The sequence below is a fragment of the Kitasatospora sp. NPDC093558 genome (assembly GCF_040683475.1).
Lineage (GTDB): Bacteria > Actinomycetota > Actinomycetes > Streptomycetales > Streptomycetaceae > Kitasatospora.
The window spans coordinates 1-1,128 of the sequence record NZ_JBFBDY010001335.1 but is presented as its reverse complement, the minus strand read 5'-3'; the positions used below and the strand labels follow the sequence as shown (position 1 = coordinate 1,128).

Genomic DNA, 1,128 nt, shown 5'->3' with positions numbered 1-1,128 from the left:
CGTCGATCGGCCCGCGGCCTTATGGTCGGGTGGGGTGGTGGCTCAGGCCTTCTTCACCACGCTGGACTTGAGCTGCATGGCGCCGAAGCCCTCGATGCGGCAGTCGATGTCGTGGCCGTCGACGCCGTCGACCAGGCGGATGTTGCGGACCTTGGTGCCCGCCTTGATGCCGGAGACGCTGCCCTTGACCTTGAGGGCCTTGATGACGGTCACGGTGTCGCCGTCGGCCAGCGGGTTGCCGACGGCGTCCTTGATCACGCGCTCGCCGGCCGCGGCCGGGGCGCTCTCGCCGGCGTCGGCGGGGACCCACTCGTGGCCGCACTCCGGGCAGACCATGAGGGCGTTCATCTCATAGGTGTACTCGCTGGAGCACTGCGGGCACGGGGGGAGGTTGTCGCTCATGTGTTCAGGATATCCAGTCGTCGTCAGGGGTGTTTGCCGAGGTCGGCGGTGACTGCGGGCGTATGTGGAGGCGCCGGCCGGTGGTGGCGGCTTCGGCGAGGAGGGCCTGGAGCGTGGGCAGGTCGACGGTCCGGGGGGCGGTCGGCGTGCCGTGGTCGTCGTACGTGGTGATGGTGAAGCGCAAGGACGGCCTTACTGCGGGGTCGCGGTGGACGGGCTGAGCGGCAGGCGGACGCGGACGGTCTTGCCGCCGTCGGGCGCGGGCTGGATCGTCAGGTCGCCGCCGAGGTGGCGGGCGAGGTCCGCGACGTCGGCCAGGCCTCCGGTGTCACCTGCGCGCGGGGTGTCGAGCAGGCCGGGGTGGCCGTCGCGGACGCCCGCTTCGAGGTGGGTGTCGGTCATGGCCAGCAGCAGTTCGAAGAACGGGGAGCGCGAACCGGCGTGGCGGACGGCGTTGGTGACCATCTCGGTGACGGCGAGGACGGCGGCGTCGTGCGTTGTGCTCCTCGGCCGCACGCCCCACCCGGTGAGCACGGTCACCGTGATCCGGCGGCTCGCCCGGGCGGCCAGCCAGCTGCTGGCCAGGCTCATCCGGTAGCTGCGGTGGTGCTCGACGGGCCGGACGGGCTCGGCGGAGTAGTGGTCGCGGTGCCGGCGGTCGCGCCAGCGGCGGATCACCGTGCGCCCTCGGCGGGTTCGGTCAACGGGAGGCTCCGATGAGACGGC

General features: G+C 72.2%; 3 protein-coding genes. All 3 read right to left on the bottom strand.

The features are described 5' to 3' along the window. Nucleotides 1-42: 42 nt before the first annotated feature. The 3 genes from AB0O00_RS40785 to AB0O00_RS40775 are packed head-to-tail and all read right to left on the bottom strand — an operon-like array spanning nt 43 to nt 1,080. The gene (locus tag AB0O00_RS40785; RefSeq protein ID WP_363659706.1) at nt 43-402 is read right to left on the bottom strand and encodes a zinc ribbon domain-containing protein YjdM; all 360 of its coding nucleotides are present in this window, start codon (nt 400-402) and stop codon (nt 43-45) included. 4 nt (nt 403-406) lie between these two features. Continuing rightward, nucleotides 407-586, bottom strand: a complete 180-nt coding sequence (locus AB0O00_RS40780) for a hypothetical protein (RefSeq protein ID WP_363659705.1) — start codon at nt 584-586, stop codon at nt 407-409. Nucleotides 587-594: 8 nt separating this feature from the next. Beyond that, nucleotides 595-1,080: an ATP-binding protein gene (locus AB0O00_RS40775; RefSeq protein WP_363659704.1), complete on the bottom strand. Its 486-nt coding sequence runs from the start codon at nt 1,078-1,080 to the stop codon at nt 595-597. Between the last annotated feature and the right edge of the window lie 48 nt (nt 1,081-1,128).